Genomic DNA, 14,502 nt, shown 5'->3' with positions numbered 1-14,502 from the left:
GGGCTACGGCCTTGACGGAAGTGAGTCGGGGTCTGCGAGGATTGCGCCGGCGAGCATGGCGGCGAAGCGCTGCCAGCCGCGGGCCATGATCTTGGGTCCCGGCGGCTTGCCGGCGACGTTCCAGCCGCCGTGCCGGGCCACGATCCAAGACAGCCAGGCCAGCGTCCCCGGTGGGTGTGGGTTCTGCAGGCGTGCCGTACTGCCCTCGCAGGCCCGGCCCAGCTGCGCCACCACGGGCAAGGCGACCGCGTCGAGCACGTCCTGCATCGGCCGCCCGCCGCCCGTGCGGGCATCGACCAACTGCAGGATGCGCACCGCCGCCCCCAGCGCCAAAGCCGCCAGCCGGAACAGCTTGTCGGGCACCCGCATCTGCGTCGCGTCCAGGCCCAGCCCGTCCCGCTTGAGCGCGCGGAACACCTCTTCAATGCGCCAGCGCAGCCGGTACAGCCGCACCGTCTCGCGCGCCTCGGCGGCGGTCGCGACCGGGCGCGTGCTCAGAAGGTGCCAGCACAGCGGCGCCTGACCGTCGGGCGGGGTGGGCTCCTCCACCGTCACCAGGCTCAGCGGCAGCGCGCCCGGCAGGCTCTTCGGCTCGCCCGCTGGCCGCTTCACCACCAGCGATCCGGCCCGCAACTGCACCCGTGCGGTGCGCTCGGGCCGGCCCGGCCGGGCGGGGACCGTCACCGTATCCTCGGCCAGGACCGGCCAGCGCGCCGCCTCCGCCGTCATCGCGCCCCCCGTGGCCAGCGCCCGGTCGTGGCGGGCGCGCACCAGCAGGTCGGTGCCCGCCGGACAGCGCGCGACGTGATCGTAGATGTCGCCTTCCTGGTCGGCCACCACGATCAGGCTCGCCGCGCTCTCGCCCAGGCGGGCCTGCGCGGCCTGCGCGCCCACACCCCAGCGCCGGCTCTCCTTGTCCGCGATCGGCCGGCCCGCCCGCGGCTTGACCGGCGCGTCCGCCCGCGTCCAGATCTGGGCATCGACCAGCCCCAGGATCGCCTCGTCCTGTGCGTCGACCGCCACGACCGGGTGCAGGAAGAAGCCGGGATTGCGCCCGTTGCCGGCGGGCCCGAGCCCGTGACGGCCCGCCGCCAGCGGGGTGAAGTTGATCTCGCTCGTGTCCTGCACCGCCACGACCGCGCGGCCGGCACAGGCCTGGGCCGTGCGCGCGCCAAACGCCCGCAGGATGGCGCCCACGCTCGTGTGCGGCGAGGACAGGTAGCGATGGGCTGCGGCCGTGCCGGCCTCGCTGCCCCCGACCGTGCTCAGCACCACGCTGCCGGTGGTCACGATCCGATCAAACAGCCAAGCGCCGCGCGCCTCGGTGCGGATGTCGCCGACCCCAAGTCCGTCCATGCAAAGCCTCCCGCACAGCGCAAAGGCTCACAACACGAACCGAGCGAATCAGATCCGTACAGGCCGTAGCCCGTGCGGGAGAGGGGCAGGGGTGAGGGTCCCGGACCCTTCAGAATTGAGCTGTGAGCGTCGTGCTGGCAGCGGCACGGTTCAGACTTCTTGCTGAACCCCCTGGGCCCTCACCCCTACCCCTCTCCCGCACGGGAGAGGGGATCCCGCGGTGCGCCCAGCATGGGCGCGTTCTTGAGAGTGCAAGTCTCTCCATGAGCTGGTCACGGCGAATGAAGCGAAGCGCAACTGCGGAAGGGCGACCGACCGTGGGGAGGAAGCGTGGAGCGCAGCTGCGGGCCGATGGACAAGAACCGGATACGAGGCGGTGCCACCCAGGGCGAGCGGGCCGCGATCCGCGAAGCTCTCGTGACCAAGGGGTGGTGGCGTAGATCCGGCGGTCGTGCAGCGAAGGAACGCGGTCTTACCTGGGGAGATCTCGCCTCACGCCCGAAAGGGCGACGGCGTCGAGCCGGAGCGAGAAGTCAGCAGAGGTCGTAGTAGGGCGCGGCGCGAGCCGCTCCTGAAGGACCGAACGAGAAGGAGTGGTCACGCGCATGACGATGCGGTCGGCAAAGCGTCAGATGCCCGCGCGAGCGGGGCGGGCGGAGCCCGAGCGGGGTGAAGCCCCGCGGAGGTCCGTCAGCGACGAAGCCGACGGCCCGCGTCAGGTGGCGGGGACCATGGGGCCGGGGCTGCTGGAGGCGGCCCTGGCACGCGAGAACCTTCAGCGTGCCTGGAGGCGGGTGAAGGCCAACAAGGGCGTGGCGGGGGTCGACGGTCTGGACATTGCCCAGACGGCGGCTCTGCTGCGCACGGCTTGGCCCGCGATCCGCGCCCAGGTGCTGTCGGGGACGTACCGGCCCCAGCCGGTGCGCCGGGTGGCGATCCCCAAGCCGGGCGGGGGCGAGCGCGAGCTCGGGATCCCGACGGTGACGGATCGCCTGATCCAGCAGGCGCTGCTGCAGGTGCTGCAGCCGCTCCTGGACCCTCACTTCAGCGCGCACTCCTACGGCTACCGGCCGGGCCGCGGCGCGCAGGATGCGGTTCTGGCCGCTCAATCCTGCGTGCAGGCGGGTCGGCGGGTGGTGGTGGACGTGGACCTGGCGAAGTTCTTCGACCGGGTGAACCACGACATCCTGATCGACCGGCTGCAGAGGCGGATCGGGGATGCCGGCGTGATCCGGCTGATCCGGGCCTACCTGACGAGCGGGATCATGACGGACGGCGTGGTGCAGGAGCGCGGCTCGGGGACGCCGCAGGGCGGACCTCTGTCGCCGCTCCTGGCCAACGTGCTGCTGGACGAGGTGGACCGGGACCTGGAACGGCGCGGGCACCACTTCGTGCGCTACGCGGACGATGTGACCATCTACGTGCGCAGCCGCCGGGCGGGGGCGCGCGTGATGGAGGTGCTGCGGGGCCTGTTCGGGCGGCTGAAGCTGTCCCTGAACGAGGCCAAGAGCGCGGTGCGCAGCGCGTTCGACTGCACGATCCTGGGCTTCACCTTCTGGGTGGCCTCGGGCGGTGTGGTCAAGCGCCGGGTCGCACCCGCGTCCCTGGGCCGGTTCAAGCAGCGAGTGCGGGCGCTGACGCGCCGCTCGGGCGGGCGCAGCCTGCCGGAGGTGGTGGGTCGGCTGCGCGTCTACCTGCTGGGCTGGAAGGGCTACTACCGCCTGGCGCAGACGCCCCGGGTCCGACAGGAGCTGGACGAATGGGTGCGCCATCGGGTGCGGGCCATCCAGCTCCAGCAGTGGAAGCGGGGTCCGACCATCTACCGGGCCCTGCTGACGCTGGGCGCCGATCCCGCGGTGGCGGGCCGCGCGGCGGCCCACGGCCGACGCGTGTGGCGCACCAGCCGGTGGGCGCTCAACAGCGTGCTGACCGTGGCCTGGATGGATCAGCTCGGCCTGCCGCGTCTCGCATGACCTCAACTTCTCGAACCGCCCGGTGCGGACCCGCATGCCGGGTGGTGTGGGAGGGGCGCGGTCCGAAAGGACCGCCCCCTATCCCGATCTTCGCCTTGGGGCCATCGTTAACCTGCTTTCGCAGCACGCTTTTCTATTTCCGCGCACGATGTATGCAGCCGGTGGTGCAGAGGAGGAGGGTCACGCGCCCCCCGCCTGCACCGCCCGCAGCACGAAGACCCGGATCGCCGAGGACAGGTTCTGCCCGTCCCGCCCGGCATCGATCTGGCCGATCAGCGCCTGCACCGAGCCCCCCCGCGCCGCGGCGAGCCGCTGGAGCACCTCCCAGAAGGGGTCCTCCAGCGACACGCTGGTGCGGTGCCCGGCGATCATCACCGAGCGCTTGCGCAGGCCCGCCCCCGTCATTCCGACGGGTCGGGCCCGTCCAGCCGGTGGCCCTCGTGGCGGGCGGTCTCGATCGCCCGCCGCGCCTCGGCCAGCGTCTTGGCCTTCTTCGGCCGGCCGAAGGCGACGCGGTTCTCCTCCGCCTTCGCCTCCTCGGTCTTGCGGGCCTTGGCCTTGCGGGCCTGGCGCAGGTTGACGATCTCGGCCATGGGCTACTCCGCGCTGGGCGCCAGCATGGTCTCCGGCCGCACCACCGCGTCGAACTGCTCCGCCGTGACGTAGCCGAGGCGCAGCGCCTCCTCCTTCAGGGTCGTGCCGCGCTTGTGGGCGGTCTTGGCGATCTCGGCGGCCTTGTCGTAGCCGATCGTCGGCGCGAGCGCCGTCACCAGCATCAGCGAGCGGCTCATCAGGTCGGCGATGCGGTCGTGGTTCGGCTTGATGCCCACCACGCAATTGTCCGCGAAGCTCACCGCGGCGTCGGCCAGCAGCCGCACCGATTGCAGCACCGCGTTGGCGATGACGGGCTTGAACACGTTGAGTTCGAAATGGCCCTGGCTGCCCGCCACCGACACGGTGGTGCCGTTGCCGATCACCTGCGTGCAGACCATGGTCAGGGCCTCGGCCTGGGTCGGGTTGACCTTGCCGGGCATGATCGAGGAGCCGGGCTCGTTCTCCGGCAGCGAGATCTCGCCGAGGCCCGAGCGCGGGCCGGAGCCCATCAGGCGGATGTCGTTGGCGATCTTGAACAGGCCGCTCGCGAGGCTGGTCAGCGCGCCCTGCGCGAAGACGAGCGCGTCGTGGGTGGCGAGCGCCTCGAACTTGTTGTCGGCCGAGGTGAAGGGCAGGCCGGTCAGCTCCGCGACCTTGGCGGCGAAGCGCTCGGCGAATTCCGGATGGGCGTTGAGGCCGGTGCCGACCGCGGTGCCGCCCTGGGCGAGCGCCAGCACGCCCGGCAGCGTCGCGGCGACGCGCGCGCCGCCCAGAGCCACCTGCGCGGCGTAGCCGGAGAATTCCTGGCCGAGCGTGACCGGGGTGGCGTCCTGCAGGTGGGTGCGGCCGATCTTGACGATCTCGGCGAACTCCCGCGCCTTGGCGTCGAGCGCCCCGTGCAGGTGCTGGAGGGCCGGCATCAGGCGGCCGTGGATCTCGCGGGCCACCGCGATGTGCATCGCGGTCGGGAAGGTGTCGTTGGAGGACTGGCCGCGATTGACGTGGTCGTTCGGGTGCACCGGCGACTTGCCGCCGCGCGGGCCGCCGAGCCGCTCGTTGGCGAGGCTCGCGATCACCTCGTTGGCGTTCATGTTCGACTGCGTGCCCGAGCCGGTCTGCCAGACCACCAGCGGGAACTCGTCGTCGTACTTGCCCTCGACCACCTCGGCGGCGGAGGCCGCGATCGCGTCGGCGAGGCGGGGCTCCAGCACGCCGAGGTCGCGGTTCACCAGGGCGGCGGCCTGCTTGACGAGCCCGAGCGCGTGCACCAGCGGGGCCGGCATGCGCTCGGTGCCGATGCGGAAGTTCTGAATCGAGCGCTGGGTCTGCGCGCCCCAGTAGCGGTCGGCCGGAACGTCGATCGGCCCGAACGTGTCGGATTCCGTGCGGGTGGCTGTCTCGGTCGGCGACATCATGGCCTCTTTGGCAGGTCGAAACGGCGCCTACTTAAGCCAAACACCCGCGCGGCGCGATGCCGGATCGCCCGCAGCATGACAGGAGACCGGATCTGTCAGACGCCGCGATCGAGGCCCGTCCGCCCCGGGCTCCCTTCCGCCCGGCCGTGCCGCGCCCGCGCACCGAGCCGATGGACCTCTTCGCCTTCCTGCGCGCCGCGCGGGCGAACCCGCTCACCACGTGGTTCCGGGAGCATTTCGAGCACCCGATCGTGGCCGGCGAGGGCGCGCTCGGCCGCATCACGGTGGTGAGCGAGCCCGCCGCCATCCGCCACATCCTGGTCGACAACGCCGCCAATTACCGCAAGGACGACCTCCAGCGCCGGGTGCTGGCACCCGGCCTCGGCAACGGGCTCCTCACCGCCGAGGGCGAGGAGTGGCGCCTGCAGCGCCGGACCCTCGCCCCGATCTTCTCGCCCCGCCACGTGGCGGGGTTCGCGGAGCCGATGTCCGCGGCGGCCGAGAGGCTCGCCCGGCGGATCGCCCGCCGCGACGGGCAGACGATCGACGTGGCGCTGGAGATGACCCGCGTCACCCTCGACGTGCTGGAGCGGACGATCTTCACCCGCGGCCTGAAGCGGGACCCGGACGCCCTCGGGCGGGCGATCACCCGCTACTTCGAGGCGCTGGGGCCGATCGACCCCCTCGACGTGTTCGGCATGCCCGACTGGGTGCCGCGGATCGGGCGGATCAAGGCCCGGCCGGCCCTTCGCTTCTTCGCCGAGGTGGTGGACGAGCTGATCGGGGCCCGTCGGGCGCTGCTGGAGGCCGGCGAGGCGCCGCACGACCTGCTGACGCTGCTGCTGCGGGCGCAGGACCCGGAGACCGGCCGCGGCCTCTCGGACCTGGAGGTGAAGGCGAACATCGTCACCTTCATCGGCGCGGGGCACGAGACCACCGCCAACGCCCTGACCTGGACGCTCTACTGCCTGTCGCAGGACGAGGCGGCGCGGGCCCGCGCCGAGGCCGAGATCGACGCGGCCTTCGCGGCCGGGCCGCAGCCCTCCGCGGATTCCCTGCCCTTCACCCGGGCGGCGCTGGAGGAGGCGATCCGGCTCTTCCCGCCGGTGCCCTTCATGAGCCGGCAGGCGATCGCGGACGACCGGCTCGGCCGCATCAAGATCCCGCGCGGCTCGCTGGTGACGGTGGCCCCCTACGTGCTGCACCGGCACCGGCGCCTGTGGGAGGATCCGGACGCCTTCCTGCCCGAGCGGTTCCTGCCGGAGAATCGCGGGCGCATCGACCGCTTCGCCTACCTGCCCTTCGGGGCGGGGCCGCGGGTCTGCATCGGGATGAGCTTCTCGATCATGGAGGCGGTGCTGGTGCTGGCGCATCTCCTGCGCGCCGTGCGGCTCGACCGCTCGCCGGAGGCCGGGCCGGTGGTGCCGCTGCACCGGGTGACGCTGCGCCCGCGGGACGGGCTGCGGATGCGGGTGACGGCGCGGGCGGCGTAGCGCGCCCATAACCCTCCCCCGCAGAGGGGGGAGGGTTCGCGCCCCCTCAGCTCTTCTTGCGGAACGCGTCGAGGCTCACCACCGACGCCCCGCCCTCGGGGGTTGCGTCCTCGTCGGCCTTCGCCGGGGCCTTGGCAGCCTCCTTGGCCGCCTCCTTGCCGGGCTTGCCCTCGCCCTTGTCGCCGGCCGGGACCAGCTTCGGCCCGGCGGCCAGCGCCGGCACCTTCGGGGCCGCCTCGCTCGGCTCGGAGCCCGCGCCGCGAATCGTCCGCAACCCCGCCCCGGCGCTCGGCGCCGCCGACTCCTCGACCGCCTGTCCGTCCCCGAGCTCGAACTTCAGGCCGAACTGCACGGAGGGGTCGAAGAACCCGGTCACCGCCTCGAAGGGCACCAGCAGCCGCTCGGGCACGCCCGAGAAGGACAGGCCGACCTCGAAGGTGTGCTCGGTGACGCCGAGGTCCCAGAACTGGTGCTGCAGGACGATCGTCATGTCCTGCGGGTATTTCTCGCGCAGGCGCTGCGAGATCCGCACGCCCGGGTAGTCGGTCCGGAAGGACACGTAGAAGTGATGCTCGCCCGCCAGCCCGTCGCGGGCGGCGTCGCCGAGGACCTTGCGCACCACGCTGCGCAGCGCGTCCTGCACCAGGAGATCGTAACGAATCAGATCGTCTGCCATCGGCGGTCGCTTGCCCGGTGCCGCATCCATCGGCGCGTGGAGGGTGGAAGTGGAGGCTTCTGTTGCCAGGTGCCTCCGAACCCCGCCTATGCGATGCTAACCGCTAGGACTTTGTTTGGTCTTGGGCACCGCTTACGCGGCGACCGCCACCGGAGCAAAGTTGTCGTTGGCAACTATTGCATTGGCCCGATAACGGCGGAACCATGCCGAGCGAAAGTTCAACCTTTACGCCCTCGTCGATCCTATTTCGCCCCCGCCGAAGCCCACCCTGCCGGGACCGGCTGGGCTTGGGTGGAGGCGCCGGGTACCGCCCCCGGGTCCGATAGGTTTATTGCGAAGAACGTTTATCGCCATAGCCGACCTCGCGGCCGGCCTACCGAATATAGAGGCAGGCGCGCCGGTTTTGAAGCCCGTCGATCATCCTTCCGCGCATCCTGTGGCCGATCCGCCCGTGTCGCCCCTCGCCGGCCGGCGGCGGGCGGTCCGGATCGCCCTCGTCGCCCTGCGCCCGCTGCTGTTCCTGGTGGCGGCCGGACTCCTCGCCTTCGGGCTGGTGACGGGGGCGGCCCGGCTGCTGCAGGGGCGCGGCCTGACCGTGGGGGGCTTCCCGTTCTCAGGCTTCGACGCCGCGGACCGCTACGCCCTGACCTTCGCGGTGGTGCCCCTGCCCCTCCTCGCCGCCCTGGTGGTGTGGCGGGCCCGCGCGCGATTCGGGCCGGGCTGGGGCGCCGCGCTTGGCCTCGTGGCGCCGCGCGGGCGCGGCCTGGCGCTCGCGCTCCTGCTCTGGCCGCCCACGCAGGTCGCCTGGGTGGCGGCCCTGGCGGCGCTCGCCGGGCATCCCGCCGCGGCGGCCTTCCGGTTTCCGCCGGCGCTGACCGGGACGGCCTTCGCGGTCTGGCTCGCCTGGCTCCTCGTCCTCGCGCCGGTCGCCGAGGAATTGCTGTTTCGCGGCGACCTCTTCGCGCGCGGCGCCGCCCTCCTCGGCCCCGGCCCGCTCGTCGCGCTGAGCGCCGGCCTCTTCGCGCTGAGCCACGGCACGGGCGGGCTCGGCCACCCGCTGAGCGTGCTGCCCCTCGGCCTCGTCCTCGGTCTCCTGCGCCTGCGCAGCGGCAGCCTCTTCGCCTGCATGGCGCTGCACGCGGCCAATAACGGGGCGGTCGTGCTGACGATGCTCCTCCTCGCCCTCCCCTGAAAAAAGCGCGCCGCACCCTCTCGCGCCGGGCCGGCACGCGCTATCCTCCCGTCCCCCCGGAGGACGATCCATGCGCGCCTACCACGACCTCATCCGGCGCATCCTCGACGACGGCGTGGAGAAGCACGACCGCACCGGGACCGGCACGCTCTCGGTCTTCGGCCACCAGATGCGCTTCGACCTCGCCGAGGGCTTCCCGCTCGTCACCACGAAGCGCCTGCACCTGCGCTCGATCATCCACGAGCTGCTGTGGTTCCTGGCCGGGGACACTAACGTCGCCTACCTGCAGTCGAACGGGGTGACGATCTGGGACGAGTGGGCGGACGAGACCGGCGACCTCGGGCCGGTCTACGGCAAGCAGTGGCGCTCCTGGGCCAAGCCCGACGGCGGCAGCGTCGACCAGATCGCCTGGGTCCTCGACGAGATCCGCCGCAATCCGGATTCCCGCCGCCTCGTCGTCTCGGCCTGGAACCCGGCCGACCTCGACCGCATGGCGCTCGCCCCCTGCCACTGCCTGTTCCAGTTCTACGTGGCGGAGGGGCGCCTCTCCTGCCAGCTCTACCAGCGCTCGGCGGACGTGTTCCTGGGCGTGCCCTTCAACATCGCGAGCTACGCGCTCCTCACCGCCATGATGGCGCAGGTGCTCGACCTCGCGCCCGGCGACTTCGTGCACACGCTGGGCGACGCGCATCTGTACTCCAACCACGTTGCGCAGGCCCGCCAGCTCCTCGCCCGCGACCACCGGCCCCTGCCGCATCTGCGCCTGAACCCGGAGGTGCGCTCGCTGTTCGACTTCCGCCACGACGACATCGCGGTGGAGGGCTACGACCCGCACCCGGCGATCCGCGCGCCCGTGGCGGTGTAGGGCATGGCCCGCGTCACGCTGATCGCCGCCATCGCCCGAAACCGCGTCATCGGCCGCGACAACGCCCTCGCTTGGCGCCTGCGCAGCGACCTGAAGCGGTTCCGCGCCCTCACCATGGGCAGGCCCGTGGTGATGGGCCGCAAGACCTGGGACTCGATCGGCCGCCCGCTGCCGGGCCGGCGGGTGATCGTGCTGACCCGCGATCCCGGCTGGACGGCGCCCGGCGTCGAGACCGCCGCCGGCTGGCCGGCGGTGCTCGCCCTCACGCGGGGCGAGACGGAGGTCATGGTGGCGGGCGGCGCGCAGGTCTACGCGCAGACGCTGCCCCTCGCCGATCGGCTCCAGCTCACCCTGGTCGAGGCCGCCCCGGAGGGCGACGCCCTGTTCCCGGAGATCCCGCCCGGGGCGTTCGACGAGGTGGCGAGCGAGGCGCACCCGGCCGGGCCCGAGGACGAGCACCCCTTCCGCTTCGTCACGCTCGACCGCCACGTTTGAGGCGGCGGGGCCATCCCGGGCGCGGGTGCGGCGATGAACCCCCGGCCGTCCCCGGCAAAGCCTGCCTCGAGTCCGGCCGGCGGAGGTTGCTTTCGCGCCAAGCCCAGCCGATATCGCAGCAGTGACAGTTCGACACCAAGTCGGATGCCGCGCAGGTCGCGACAGCGAGAGGCGTGCCGGCCGGGAAAGGAATTGGGCGAGCATGCCATGGAGTAATCAGAGCGGCGGCGGCGGTGGCGGCAGCGGCGGGGGCAACGGGGGAGGTCCCTGGGGCCGGCCCGGCGGCAACGGCGGCGGCCCCTGGGGCGGCGGCTCCGGCGGCGGCGGCCAGCCGCCCGATCTGGAGGATCTCCTGCGCCGCGGCCAGGACCGCCTGCGCACCCTGATCCCCGGCGGCGGCGGCACGCTCGGCGGGCGCGGCGTCGCGCTCGCGGTGCTGATCGTGGCGGCGATCTGGCTGCTCACCGGCTTCTACACCGTGGCGCCGAACCAGGTCGGCATCAACACGGTGTTCGGCCGCTACACCGGCCAGGTCGGCGAGGGCCTGCGCTACAACTTCCCCTACCCGATCGGCGCCGTGGTCAAGCCGAATGTCGGCCAGGTGAACAGCATCCAGATCGGCTACCGCACCGGCATCGGCGCGCAGCGCATGCGCGACGTCCCGGAGGAGAGCCTGATGCTCACCGGCGACGACAACATCGTCGACATCGACTTCGACGTGCAGTGGCGGGTGAACCCGGCCAAGGCCGAGGACTTCGTGTTCAACCTCCAGAATCCAGAGGGCACCATCAAGTCCGTGGCCGAGAGCGCCATGCGCGAGGTGGTCGGCCGCCGCAAGATCCAGGCGATCCTCACCACCGAGCAGACCAGCGTCGCCCAGGAGGTGCAGGAGATCATCCAGAAGGCCCTCGATTCCTACGGGGCGGGCGTGCTGATCAGCGTGGTGCAGCTCCAGGGCGTGAGCCCGCCGCAGGAGGTGCGCCAGGCCTTCGTCGACGTGAACGCGGCCCAGCAGGACGCCGAGCGCGCCCGCAACGAGGCCCGCACCTACGCGAGCCGCGTGGTGCCGCAGGCGGAGGGGCGCGCCGCGCAGATGCTCCAGCAGGCCGAGGGCTACAAGTCCCAGGCCACCGCCGAGGCGACCGGCCAGGCGGCGCGGTTCCGCGAGGTCTACGAGTCCTACAAGCTCTCGCCCGCGGTGAGCCGCGAGCGGATGTTCCTCGATACGATGGAGAAGGTGCTGGGCAGCGTGAACAAGGTCATCGTCGACCAGTCCGGGACCGGCGCCGCCGCCGGTGCGGGCGTGATCCCGGTCCTGCCCCTCACCGAGCTCGCCGCGCCCCGCGCCGGCGCTCAGGCCCAGGGGGCGACGCGATGAACGGCGCGCTGCGCACCGCGGTGGTCGGCCTCCTCGCCGTCGCCGCCCTCCTCCTCTACGCCTCGGCCTTCACGGTGAGCCAGACCCAGCAGGCGCTGGTGCTGCAGTTCGGCCGCGTGCGGACCGTGCTCAACCAGGCCGGGTCCGACAGGCCGGGCCTCTACTTCAAGATCCCGTTCTTCGAGACGGTGGTCAGTTTCGAGAAGCGCCTGCTCGACCTCGACCTGCCGGTGCAGACCGTGCTCTCGGCCGACCGGCAGAACCTGGAGGTCGACGCCTTCGCTCGCTACAAGATCTCCGACCCGCTGCGCTTCTACCAGGCGGTGAACAACGTGCAGGTCGCTAACCAGCGCCTGTCGAGCTTCACCAACGCGGCGATGCGCAACGTGCTGGCCAGCGCCTCCCGGGACGGGATCGTGCGCACGCAGCGCGAGGCGCTGATGAACCGGATCCAGGAGGACGTGAATCGGCAGGCGAAGAACCTCGGCATCGAGATCATCGACCTGCGCCTCACCCGCGTCGACCTGCCGGCGGCCAACAGCCAGGCGGTCTACGGCCGCATGCAGACCGAGCGCCAGCGGGAGGCCGCGGACCTGCGGGCGAACGGCGAGCGCGACGCGGCCACCATCCGGGCGCGGGCCGACCGCGACGTGACGGTGCTGGTCGCGGAGGCGAACCAGAAGGCGGACCAGCTGCGCGGCCAGGGCGACGCGGACCGCAACCGCATCCTCGCCCAGGCCTTCGGCCAGGACCCGGACTTCTTCGCCTTCTACCGGTCGATGCAGGCCTACGAGAAGGGGCTCACCGGGACCGAGACGCGGCTGGTGATCAGCCCGGGCTCGGACTTCTTCCGCTACTTCAACGATCCCCAGGGGCGGCCGCGGCCCGCCGCCGCGGCGCAGGGCGCCCCGGCGGGCCAGCCCGCCCCCGCGTCCGGCCAGTAAGCCGCGACCGTGCGCGACCTCGTCGCCGCGCTCGGGCTCGCGCTCGCCATCGAGGGACTCCTCTGCGCGGCCTTCCCGGCGGCCGTGCGGCGCGCGATGCTGGAGGCCGCCCAGACCCCGGCGGAGCGGATGCGCGTCGTCGGGGTCGTGTCCGCGGTGGCCGGCGTCGTCGTGGTGGGCATCGTCCGGCTCCTCCTCCAGTGAGCCGGGCCGCCCTTGATCCGCTTCGCGCGGCCACGATTTATGGGATCCGCCGGAGCCGCCACCGCCGCTTCCCGGAGGCCGGCCGCTCTGGCAGCATGGTTTCCAAGCGACAATCGACCGAACGAGGTTCCCGATGAATGCTCCCGTGCGCCGATCCGGACGCTCTGCGAGGCGGCGGCTGCCGGCGCTCGCCGGCGCGGTCCTCTCCCTCTCGGTCGCGACCGCCCTCCTCCCGGCGCCGGCCCTCGCCAAGGGGCCGCCCTCGCTCGCCGACCTCACCGAGCAGGTGGACGACGCCGTGGTGAACATCTCCGCCTCGACCACGGTGGAGACCCGCGGCCGCGCCCTGCCGCAGCTGCCGCCCGGCACGCCCTTCGAGGACCTGTTCGAGGATTTCTTCAACAAGCGCGGCGGGGAGCCGCGGGCGCCGCGGCGGTCGAACTCGCTCGGCTCCGGCTTCATCATCGACGCGTCCGGCATCGTGGTGACGAACAACCACGTGATCGGCGACGCCAACGACATCCAGGTCATCCTGCATGACGGCCGCAAGCTGAAGGCGGAGATCGTCGGCAAGGATTCGAAGACCGACATCGCGGTGCTGCGGGTCAAGCCCGACGCGGACCGGCCCCTCAAGGCGGTGCCGCTGGGCGATTCCGAGAAGATGCGGCCGGGCGACTGGGTGATCGCGATCGGCAACCCGTTCGGGCTGGGCGGCTCGGTCTCGGCCGGCATCGTCTCGGCGCGGGGCCGCAACATCGAGTCCGGCCCCTACGACAACTACCTGCAGACCGACGCGGCCATCAACAAGGGCAATTCGGGCGGTCCGCTGTTCAACATGGACGGCGAGGTGATCGGCATCAACACGGCGATCCTGTCGCCGACCGGCGGCTCGGTGGGCATCGGCTTCGCGGTGCCGACCGCCACCGCCGCGCCGGTGATCGAGCAATTGCGCCAGTTCGGCGAGACCCGCCGCGGCTGGCTCGGCGTGCGGATCCAGAACGTCGACGACACCACCGCCGAGGCGCTCGGCCTCAAGGGCGGGGCGCGGGGCGCGCTGATCGCGGGCATCGACGACAAGGGCCCGGCCAAGAGCGCGGGCTTCGAGGTCGGCGACGTGATCGTGAAGTTCAACGGCACCGACGTGAAGTCGTCGGGCGACCTGCCGCGCATCGTCGCCCAGACCCCGGTCGGCAAGACCGTCGAGGTGGTCACGGTGCGGAAAGGGACGGAGCAGACCCGCTCGGTGACGCTCGGGCGGCTGGAGGACAACGACAAGGCCGAGCCCGCCGCCCTCACCAAGGTGCAGCCCGAGGCCGACGTGACGCGCCAGGCGCTCGGCCTCAACCTCTCGGGCATCACCGAGGAGACCCGCCGCCGCTTCGGCCTCAAGGACGGGTTGAAGGGCGTGGTCGTCACCCGGGTCGACCCGAACTCCAACGCCGCCGACAAGCGCATCCAGGCCGGCGACGTGATCGTCGAGGTCGGCCAGGAGCCGGTCAGCACGCCGACGGACGTCACGCGGCGCCTCGACCAGATCAAGAAGGAGGGCCGCAAGTCGGCGCTGCTGCTGGTCGCGAACGCCCAGGGCGAGGTGCGCTTCGTGGCGCTGAGCCTGGATTAAGGGGCGGCGGGAGGGGGCCGAGAGCGCCCCCTTGTATCTGGAAGCCGGCCCTTTTGGATGATGTGATGAGGGCTGCGCGGGGACCGGCGGCCGCCGGTCCCCGCGCGTGGCGGACGGCTCCCGCGCCCCCTCTGGCTGCAACCGCTGGTGAGCTTTGGGACCGTCGCCACTGTCACGCACGACCGGACAGTCGCCTGATCGCCCATCGCACGCACAAGGCAGGTTACCGTGACCCAGATCATCTGTGGAGTGGACGTCGCCGCAAAGACCCTCGACGTCCGCATCGTTCCGGGTGG

14 protein-coding genes and 1 other RNA gene are annotated in these 14,502 nt (G+C 72.1%); 9 read left to right on the top strand and 6 right to left on the bottom strand.

Annotated elements, in window-relative coordinates; translation table 11 throughout:
* Positions 1 to 3: 3 nt before the first annotated feature.
* Positions 4 to 1,356, bottom strand: coding sequence for an IS4 family transposase (locus ACW9J6_RS33910; RefSeq protein WP_457118717.1), 1,353 nt, complete (start codon positions 1,354 to 1,356; stop codon positions 4 to 6).
* A gap of 731 nt (positions 1,357 to 2,087) precedes the next feature.
* On the opposite strand from ACW9J6_RS33910, the gene ltrA reads away from it, so the two are divergent.
* Positions 2,088 to 3,329, top strand: a complete 1,242-nt coding sequence (gene ltrA / locus ACW9J6_RS33905) for a group II intron reverse transcriptase/maturase (RefSeq protein ID WP_457120727.1) — start codon at positions 2,088 to 2,090, stop codon at positions 3,327 to 3,329.
* A gap of 180 nt (positions 3,330 to 3,509) precedes the next feature.
* On the opposite strand, the gene ACW9J6_RS33900 is transcribed toward ltrA, so the two are convergent.
* Genes ACW9J6_RS33900 through fumC form a run of 3 tightly spaced genes read right to left on the bottom strand, consistent with a single transcriptional unit; the run spans position 3,510 to position 5,335 of the window.
* A complete protein-coding gene (locus tag ACW9J6_RS33900) occupies positions 3,510 to 3,734 on the bottom strand; it encodes a ribbon-helix-helix domain-containing protein (RefSeq protein ID WP_457120726.1) in 225 nt (74 codons plus the stop codon).
* Positions 3,731 to 3,922, bottom strand: coding sequence for a DUF4169 family protein (locus ACW9J6_RS33895; protein ID WP_457120725.1), 192 nt, complete (start codon positions 3,920 to 3,922; stop codon positions 3,731 to 3,733). The genes ACW9J6_RS33900 and ACW9J6_RS33895 overlap by 4 nt, the downstream gene beginning before the upstream one ends.
* Before the next feature lie 3 nt (positions 3,923 to 3,925).
* Entirely contained in the window at positions 3,926 to 5,335 is a 1,410-nt protein-coding gene (gene fumC / locus ACW9J6_RS33890) for a class II fumarate hydratase (protein WP_457120728.1), read from the bottom strand.
* Between the two features lie 173 nt (positions 5,336 to 5,508).
* Here fumC and ACW9J6_RS33885 point away from each other — a divergent pair, with 173 nt between their 5' ends.
* Positions 5,509 to 6,831 (top strand): cytochrome P450, encoded by a 1,323-nt coding sequence (locus ACW9J6_RS33885; protein ID WP_457120724.1) that lies wholly within the window; start codon positions 5,509 to 5,511, stop codon positions 6,829 to 6,831.
* A 46-nt stretch (positions 6,832 to 6,877) separates the two neighbouring features.
* Here ACW9J6_RS33885 and ACW9J6_RS33880 read toward each other — a convergent pair whose 3' ends face one another.
* Positions 6,878 to 7,507: an SspB family protein gene (locus tag ACW9J6_RS33880; RefSeq protein ID WP_457120723.1), complete on the bottom strand. Its 630-nt coding sequence runs from the start codon at positions 7,505 to 7,507 to the stop codon at positions 6,878 to 6,880.
* 48 nt (positions 7,508 to 7,555) lie between these two features.
* Positions 7,556 to 7,919: a transfer-messenger RNA gene (ssrA, locus tag ACW9J6_RS33875) on the bottom strand.
* Between the two features lie 39 nt (positions 7,920 to 7,958).
* On the opposite strand from ssrA, the gene ACW9J6_RS33870 reads away from it, so the two are divergent.
* The 7 genes from ACW9J6_RS33870 to ACW9J6_RS33840 all read left to right on the top strand — a co-directional run bounded on the left by ACW9J6_RS33870 (position 7,959) and on the right by ACW9J6_RS33840 (position 14,206).
* Complete coding sequence (locus ACW9J6_RS33870) at positions 7,959 to 8,699, top strand: CPBP family intramembrane glutamic endopeptidase (protein WP_457120722.1); 741 nt, start codon at positions 7,959 to 7,961, stop codon at positions 8,697 to 8,699.
* Positions 8,700 to 8,769: 70 nt separating this feature from the next.
* Complete coding sequence (locus ACW9J6_RS33865; RefSeq protein WP_457120721.1) at positions 8,770 to 9,564, top strand: thymidylate synthase; 795 nt, start codon at positions 8,770 to 8,772, stop codon at positions 9,562 to 9,564.
* Between the two features lie 3 nt (positions 9,565 to 9,567).
* Positions 9,568 to 10,059: a dihydrofolate reductase gene (locus ACW9J6_RS33860; protein WP_457120720.1), complete on the top strand. Its 492-nt coding sequence runs from the start codon at positions 9,568 to 9,570 to the stop codon at positions 10,057 to 10,059.
* A gap of 202 nt (positions 10,060 to 10,261) precedes the next feature.
* The gene (gene hflK / locus ACW9J6_RS33855; RefSeq protein ID WP_457120719.1) at positions 10,262 to 11,437 is read left to right on the top strand and encodes an FtsH protease activity modulator HflK; all 1,176 of its coding nucleotides are present in this window, start codon (positions 10,262 to 10,264) and stop codon (positions 11,435 to 11,437) included.
* Positions 11,434 to 12,381, top strand: coding sequence for a protease modulator HflC (gene hflC / locus ACW9J6_RS33850; protein ID WP_457120718.1), 948 nt, complete (start codon positions 11,434 to 11,436; stop codon positions 12,379 to 12,381). The genes hflK and hflC overlap by 4 nt, the downstream gene beginning before the upstream one ends.
* A gap of 9 nt (positions 12,382 to 12,390) precedes the next feature.
* Positions 12,391 to 12,585: a DUF2065 family protein gene (locus ACW9J6_RS33845; RefSeq protein ID WP_457120717.1), complete on the top strand. Its 195-nt coding sequence runs from the start codon at positions 12,391 to 12,393 to the stop codon at positions 12,583 to 12,585.
* Positions 12,586 to 12,718: 133 nt separating this feature from the next.
* On the top strand, positions 12,719 to 14,206 hold the full coding sequence (locus ACW9J6_RS33840; protein ID WP_457120716.1) for a DegQ family serine endoprotease: 1,488 nt from the start codon (positions 12,719 to 12,721) through the stop codon (positions 14,204 to 14,206).
* The last annotated feature ends 296 nt before the right edge of the window (positions 14,207 to 14,502 follow it).

Source organism: Methylobacterium sp. JK268, from assembly GCF_054052225.1.
This window is presented reverse-complemented; position numbering and strand designations above follow the sequence as displayed.

Excerpts from the sequence above, each read along its gene's own strand:
- ACW9J6_RS33910 (WP_457118717.1), bottom strand. The coding sequence starts at position 1,356 with ATGGACGGACTTGGGGTCGGCGACATCCGCACCGAGGCGCGCGGCGCT.
- ltrA (WP_457120727.1), top strand. The coding sequence starts at position 2,088 with ATGGGGCCGGGGCTGCTGGAGGCGGCCCTGGCACGCGAGAACCTTCAG.
- ACW9J6_RS33900 (WP_457120726.1), bottom strand. The coding sequence starts at position 3,734 with ATGACGGGGGCGGGCCTGCGCAAGCGCTCGGTGATGATCGCCGGGCAC.
- ACW9J6_RS33895 (WP_457120725.1), bottom strand. The coding sequence starts at position 3,922 with ATGGCCGAGATCGTCAACCTGCGCCAGGCCCGCAAGGCCAAGGCCCGC.
- fumC (WP_457120728.1), bottom strand. The coding sequence starts at position 5,335 with ATGTCGCCGACCGAGACAGCCACCCGCACGGAATCCGACACGTTCGGG.
- ACW9J6_RS33885 (WP_457120724.1), top strand. The coding sequence starts at position 5,509 with ATGGACCTCTTCGCCTTCCTGCGCGCCGCGCGGGCGAACCCGCTCACC.
- ACW9J6_RS33880 (WP_457120723.1), bottom strand. The coding sequence starts at position 7,507 with ATGGCAGACGATCTGATTCGTTACGATCTCCTGGTGCAGGACGCGCTG.
- ACW9J6_RS33865 (WP_457120721.1), top strand. The coding sequence starts at position 8,770 with ATGCGCGCCTACCACGACCTCATCCGGCGCATCCTCGACGACGGCGTG.
- ACW9J6_RS33860 (WP_457120720.1), top strand. The coding sequence starts at position 9,568 with ATGGCCCGCGTCACGCTGATCGCCGCCATCGCCCGAAACCGCGTCATC.
- hflK (WP_457120719.1), top strand. The coding sequence starts at position 10,262 with ATGCCATGGAGTAATCAGAGCGGCGGCGGCGGTGGCGGCAGCGGCGGG.
- hflC (WP_457120718.1), top strand. The coding sequence starts at position 11,434 with ATGAACGGCGCGCTGCGCACCGCGGTGGTCGGCCTCCTCGCCGTCGCC.
- ACW9J6_RS33840 (WP_457120716.1), top strand. The coding sequence starts at position 12,719 with ATGAATGCTCCCGTGCGCCGATCCGGACGCTCTGCGAGGCGGCGGCTG.